Origin of the sequence: Lacticaseibacillus pantheris DSM 15945 = JCM 12539 = NBRC 106106, assembly GCF_001591865.1 — a bacterium.
Lineage (GTDB): Bacteria > Bacillota > Bacilli > Lactobacillales > Lactobacillaceae > Lacticaseibacillus > Lacticaseibacillus pantheris.
Genome location: NZ_BCVS01000130.1, coordinates 1 through 5778, shown reverse-complemented (window position 1 = coordinate 5778; position 5778 = coordinate 1). Strand labels below are relative to the sequence as shown.

Sequence of the window (5778 nt, the reverse complement as noted above, 5' to 3'; positions counted from 1 at the left end):
GGAGTACCCCACGAAAGCCGAAGCTCACCAACCTGACCAACGCTGCCGTTGGCCACTACCCAACCCGGTATTATCCGTACTAATATGTGTTATAATTACTCCATCAAAAAACTGAGGTGAATCAAAATGGCTGAACCGATTCGAATCGCTTACCTGTACGAAGATTTAATGAACACTTATGGCGATAGCGGCGACGTAAAGATTCTCCGTTACCTGCTGGAAGAACGCGGCCACGCGGTGCAAGTCGACAACGTTAGTCTTGACCGGCCGTTTGATGCCGATCAGTACGACTTTGTTTTCTTTGGCGGCGGACAGGACTACGAGCAGACCGTTGTTGCTAAGGACATTGGCCGACTCAAAGGTACGTTAACTGATTACATTGAGGCGGGGCACCCGATGCTGGGTATCTGTGGTGGCTACCAATTTTTGGGCACCAAGTACGAAATGGTCGACGGGACCACGATTGATTGTCTAGGCATTCTGCCATTCCACACGGTTTTCCGTCCTGAATCCCGGATGATTGGCGATACCAAGTACGAAACTGACTTTGGCACCGTGACGGCATTTGAAAACCACAGTGGTTGCACCTACTTTGACGATACGGACAAGCTACGTCCGTTCGGTAAGATGGTCGAAGGTTTCGGTAACAATCCTGAGGAAGGTGTCGAGGGTGTGCGGTACAAGAACACCTTTGGCAGTTACTCACACGGTCCGTTGCTGCGGAACCTGAACGTTGCTAAGGCGTTCGCTGACATGATTGAAGCACGGCACGAGCAACGGCTCAACGTTGCAGTTCCGGCTTAAGGTAGTAATAATGGTTCGTAGTTGTTGCGGGGCGCAAGCTCAGGCAATGGCTGCGAACCCTTTTTGTTACGCGTGAAACCATCCAAACGTCGCCGCCTATGGGTTGTTAAAGCGGCGTGGGTGGGCTAAAATTGAACGTGACGTGAAACGCGATAGTGTTCCACAATTATCAGCGCAAAAACTGCGTTGTATCGGGTTATGATGATATTTTTTGAGATGAGGAGACGCGATGAACCCAGAAGAATTTGCCGCCGCACTGGCGCAGTCCGGCGTTGAGCTGAGCGACGCACAACGGGCACAGTTTGCGGAGTACTATACATACTTGGTGGCGGAAAATCAGAAAATGAACTTAACCGCCATCACTGACGAGGGGGACGTGTACCTAAAGCACTTCTACGACTCGGTCACCCCGCTGCTGGCCTTTCCGCAGTTGCGAACGGCCACGCTGACGGTTTGTGACGTGGGTGCGGGCGCTGGTTTCCCGTCACTGCCAATGAAGATACTGAATCCCAACCTGGAAGTGACCATCGTTGATTCACTCCAGAAACGCATCGATTTTCTTGACCGACTTTGCCAGCGACTGCACCTCAAAGGGGTACACCTAGTGCACGCGCGCGCTGAGGAATTCGGCCGTAAGCAGTCACCAGACCGCGAGTCGTTCGCGCTGGTCACTGCGCGGGCGGTCGCCGCACTGGATGTGTTGGCAGAGTTGTGCCTGCCGCTGGTCCAACTTGGAGGCCAGTTCATCGCCATGAAGGGCATGCAGGGAGCCAACGAGGTGGCGCAAGCAGACAAGGCCATCAAAATTCTTGGGGGTCATGTGGTTGACGATCGCGAATTGACGCTACCCGTCGAGGAGGCACCACGTCACCTGGTGGTCATCGACAAGGTTGTCAGGACGCCCAAGAAGTATCCCCGTAAACCCGGGACACCAGCAAAACAACCAATTGGGGGGCAATAACCATGGCATTCAACTTTTTTAACCGTAAGAAGTCTGACGATGAGACCGTCAAAAAGCTTCCTACAGACGCAATCGTTCCGAACCGCTTCCAACCACGCAAAGTGTTCCAGGAAGAGGCACTGAACGAATTAGCTTTGACCATTAAACAGCATGGGTTACTGCAACCAATCGTTGTCCGCGAGTACGATCCGGGCCGCTACGAGATTATTGCGGGTGAACGCCGCTTTCGGGCGGTGACCACACAATTGGCCTGGACGGAGATTCCTGCCATTGTGACTACGATGGCTGATGATGAATCCGCCGCGATGGCTTTGATTGAAAACTTGCAACGTGCGGACTTGTCACCCATTGAGGAGGCACAAGCGTACTCCGATTTGATGAGCCAAAACGCCATTACCCAAGAGGGCATTGCCCGCCGGGTGGGCAAAAGCCAATCGTTCGTCGCGAATAAGCTACGGCTGCTGAAACTAAGTCAGCCCGTCCAGGCGGCCATCATGAATGGTTCCATCACCGAGCGGCAGGGCCGGGCAATGTTAAAGCTGGATGACCACCAACAGCAGGATGTGCTTAACCAGATTGCGGCTGATCGTTTGAACGTCAAGGAAACCGAGGCTTTGGTTCAGTCCATTTTGGCCCCAGCAGAGGCGGACGAGCCCGCCGAAGAACAGGGCGACCAACCTCAGGCGAAGACGCCGGCCAAGAAACCGCGGCGCCGCACCGCTTTGAACGCGGACACCCGGGTTGCTGTTAACACCATTAAGAAGTCGCTCAAGATGGTCCAGCAAGCGGGTATGGATGCATCCATGCGCGAAGAGGATGCCGATGGGGTGCACCGCATCATCATCGAGATTCCGGATCAGCAGCAGGCCGAGGTCACTAAGAAGGCGGCCAAGGCCCAGCCCAAGGCAACTAAAGCGGCCAAGGACTAACCAGCGGCTGATACTGGTAACGACAAGAGACAGTTTGAATTGGAGGTTAACATGGCACACGTAATTGCGGTGGCAAACCAAAAGGGCGGTGTGGGTAAAACCACGACAACCGTCAACCTGGGGGCGTGCCTGGCAAATGCCGGCAAGCACGTTTTGATAGTGGATGCGGACGCCCAGGGTAACGCAACTAGCGGCGTGGGTATTGATAAGCCCCGCGTCGAAAAAGATATTTATGATGTCTTGGTGGATGAAGAACCCATTACCTCCGCAATCCTACACACGGACCACGAAGGGCTTGATATTGTACCCGCAACGATCCAATTAGCGGGCGCCGAAATTGAGCTCACCTCGCAGATGGCACGGGAAATGCGCCTAAAGTTAGGGTTACAACCAATTCGTGCGGATTATGATTACATTCTGGTTGATTGCCCCCCGTCTTTGGGTCAGCTAGCCATCAACGCGTTTACCGCGGCCGACACTATCCTGATTCCGGTGCAAAGTGAGTATTACGCCCTAGAAGGTTTGAGTCAGTTGCTCAACACCGTTAAGTTGGTGCAAAAACACTTTAATCCCGATTTGGCGATTGAAGGGGTGTTGCTGACCATGTTTGATGCCCGGACCAAGCTGGGTAACCAGGTCATCACGGAGGTACGTTCCCACTTTGGTGATAAGGTGTACCATACCGTTATTCCGCGCTTGACGCGTTTGGCGGAGGCACCGAGTTACGGTCAACCCATCGTCGACTTTGACCCCAAATCGCGGGCGGCGGAAGTTTACGAAGATTTAGTGCGGGAGGTGCTGGCAGCTCATGGCGAATAACAAGAACAAAAAGGGGCTTGGTCGCGGAATTGATGCAATTTTCAGCAATTTCGAGGATCAGGAACCGCAAACAGATAGCGTATCCGAAGTACAACTAGATCAAATTCGGCCCAATCCGTACCAGCCCCGGCGTACGTTTAACGAGGACGCCCTCAACGACTTGGCCAATTCCATCAAGGAATCAGGGGTCTTCCAACCCATTATCGTGCGCGAGAGCGTGAACGGGTACGAAATCATCGCGGGCGAGCGGCGGTACCGGGCGTCCAAGATGGCTGGTAAGGCTACCATTCCGGCCATCGTCCGCACCTTTGATGACGAAGCCATGATGGAAGTGGCGGTCCTGGAGAACCTGCAGCGTGAGGACCTGTCGCCAATCGAAGAAGCGCGGGCCTACGACACTTTGATTAAGAAATTGAACATTACCCAGGCCGAAGTCAGCAAGCGTCTCGGCAAGAGTCGGCCGTACATCGCGAACTATTTGCGGCTGCTATCCCTGCCAGAATCCGTTAAGCGGTTGGTGGATGCGGGTGATTTGTCCATGGCCCAGGCCCGGAGCCTGCTGAGTTTGAAACGCAAGTCGCAGATTGTCCCGATGGCGCGGAAGACTGTCAGTGAGGGCTTGACGGTCCGTCAGCTGGAAAAGTTGATTGCGCGGGCCAACGCGAATGGTCAGGAGCCAACTAAGGGGTCACGGAAGTCCGCTAAGTCACCATACGTGCGTGCGAGCGAGAACCAGTTGGGCGACCGGTTTGGCACCAAGGTTAACATTGAGCAGACCAAAAAGGGTACTGGCAAGATTGAAATTGACTTTGAGAGTGAAGCAGACCTTAACCGTGTGTTAGCATTACTAGATGTAAACCTCGATTAAGGAGTAGGAGGTACCGCATGTACGATTTACACGATATCGTGGAAATGAAAAAGCCGCATGCTTGTGGAGCTAACAGCTGGGAAATCATCCGTATGGGTGCGGACATCAAGGTTAAATGCCAGGGATGTGGGCACATCGTGATGATGAGCCGCCGCGACTTTGAAAAGCGGATGAAGAAAATCCTGCAGCACGCGGAGCATGATCAGGACGCTTAGGCGTTGTGGGGTTTGTTACTAGTACAGCCAAGATTACCAAGAGAAAGTAGGAATATTGCAAATGTCACTTACAGCCGGAATCGTCGGGTTGCCGAACGTCGGCAAATCGACCCTGTTTAACGCAATTACGAAGGCGGGGGCCGAAATGGCCAACTACCCGTTTGCGACAATTGACCCAAACGTGGGGATGGTCGAGGTGCCAGATAGTCGTCTGGCCCGCATTGACGAGCTCATCCCAGCCAAGAAGCTTATCCACACCACCTTTGAGTTCACCGATATCGCGGGTATCGTGAAGGGTGCCAGCAAGGGTGAAGGTTTGGGAAACAAGTTCTTGGAGAACATTCGCCAGGTGGACGCGATTGTCCACGTGGTGCGGGCGTTTGACGACGATAACATCACCCACGTGAACGGCAAAATTGACCCGCTCGACGATATGGCTACGATCAACATGGAGCTGGCGATTGCCGATTTGGACAGCGTAACGAAGCGTTACGCCAAAGTGGAGAAGACGGCGCGGGCACACGACAAGGAAGCGGAAGCAGAGTTTGCCGTGTTGAAGAAGATCAAGCCAGTGCTGGAAAACGGCGACCCGGTTCGGAGCATCGACTTTGACAAGGAAGAGCTGAAGATTGTTAAGGGGCTGTTCTTGTTGACGAGCAAGCCGGTGCTGTACGTGGCTAACATTGCCGAAGACTTCATGGCCAATCCGGACGAGAGCCCGTACATGGTGGCCATCAAGGAACAGGCGGCTAAGGAAGGCGCGGAGGTGATCGCGCTGGCAGCCGAGGCCGAGGAAGAGATTAGTGAGCTGGATGATGACGACAAGGCGGATTTCTTGGCCTCGGAAGGCGTGGATGAGTCCGGTTTGGACAAGCTGATTAAGGCGAGTTACCACCTGTTGGGGTTGGCAACGTTCTTCACGGCTGGTGGTAAGGAGACGCGTGCGTGGACGTTCCGTCGGGGGATGAAGGCGCCGCAGGTTGCGGGGATTATTCACTCGGACTTTGAGCGTGGCTTCATTAAGGCGGAGACGATGTCGTTTGAGGACCTGGATAAGTATGGTAGTGTGGCGGCGGTACGCGAGGCGGGCCGGTTGCGGCAAGAAGGTAAGGAGTACCAGGTTCAGGACGGAGATATTATTGAGTTTAGGTTTAATGTGTAAGAGAGCGGAGCCCCGCGGGT

At 53.9% G+C, this 5778-nt stretch carries 7 protein-coding genes; all 7 read left to right on the top strand.

Annotated elements, in window-relative coordinates:
- Positions 1–126 precede the first annotated feature (126 nt).
- The 7 genes from LPA02S_RS10435 (at position 127) to ychF (ending at position 5758) form a co-directional block, all read left to right on the top strand.
- The gene (locus LPA02S_RS10435; protein WP_054650866.1) at positions 127–804 is read left to right on the top strand and encodes a type 1 glutamine amidotransferase; all 678 of its coding nucleotides are present in this window, start codon (positions 127–129) and stop codon (positions 802–804) included.
- A gap of 229 nt (positions 805–1033) precedes the next feature.
- Positions 1034–1765 (top strand): 16S rRNA (guanine(527)-N(7))-methyltransferase RsmG, encoded by a 732-nt coding sequence (gene rsmG / locus LPA02S_RS10430; RefSeq protein WP_054650868.1) that lies wholly within the window; start codon positions 1034–1036, stop codon positions 1763–1765.
- A gap of 2 nt (positions 1766–1767) precedes the next feature.
- On the top strand, positions 1768–2694 hold the full coding sequence (gene noc, locus LPA02S_RS10425; RefSeq protein ID WP_056956302.1) for a nucleoid occlusion protein: 927 nt from the start codon (positions 1768–1770) through the stop codon (positions 2692–2694).
- Positions 2695–2745: 51 nt separating this feature from the next.
- Positions 2746–3513: a ParA family protein gene (locus tag LPA02S_RS10420; RefSeq protein WP_054650870.1), complete on the top strand. Its 768-nt coding sequence runs from the start codon at positions 2746–2748 to the stop codon at positions 3511–3513.
- Positions 3503–4381, top strand: coding sequence for a ParB/RepB/Spo0J family partition protein (locus tag LPA02S_RS10415; protein WP_054650872.1), 879 nt, complete (start codon positions 3503–3505; stop codon positions 4379–4381). Before LPA02S_RS10420 ends, LPA02S_RS10415 begins: the two co-directional genes overlap by 11 nt.
- Positions 4382–4398: 17 nt before the next feature.
- The gene (locus tag LPA02S_RS10410; protein WP_056956301.1) at positions 4399–4596 is read left to right on the top strand and encodes a DUF951 domain-containing protein; all 198 of its coding nucleotides are present in this window, start codon (positions 4399–4401) and stop codon (positions 4594–4596) included.
- A gap of 61 nt (positions 4597–4657) precedes the next feature.
- Positions 4658–5758, top strand: a complete 1101-nt coding sequence (ychF, locus tag LPA02S_RS10405; protein WP_054650874.1) for a redox-regulated ATPase YchF — start codon at positions 4658–4660, stop codon at positions 5756–5758.
- Positions 5759–5778: the final 20 nt, after the last annotated feature.

Coding starts and splice junctions, on each gene's coding strand:
- rsmG (WP_054650868.1), top strand. CDS start 1,034: ATGAACCCAGAAGAATTTGCCGCCGCACTGGCGCAGTCCGGCGTTGAG.
- ychF (WP_054650874.1), top strand. CDS start 4,658: ATGTCACTTACAGCCGGAATCGTCGGGTTGCCGAACGTCGGCAAATCG.
- LPA02S_RS10435 (WP_054650866.1), top strand. CDS start 127: ATGGCTGAACCGATTCGAATCGCTTACCTGTACGAAGATTTAATGAAC.
- LPA02S_RS10415 (WP_054650872.1), top strand. CDS start 3,503: ATGGCGAATAACAAGAACAAAAAGGGGCTTGGTCGCGGAATTGATGCA.
- noc (WP_056956302.1), top strand. CDS start 1,768: ATGGCATTCAACTTTTTTAACCGTAAGAAGTCTGACGATGAGACCGTC.
- LPA02S_RS10420 (WP_054650870.1), top strand. CDS start 2,746: ATGGCACACGTAATTGCGGTGGCAAACCAAAAGGGCGGTGTGGGTAAA.
- LPA02S_RS10410 (WP_056956301.1), top strand. CDS start 4,399: ATGTACGATTTACACGATATCGTGGAAATGAAAAAGCCGCATGCTTGT.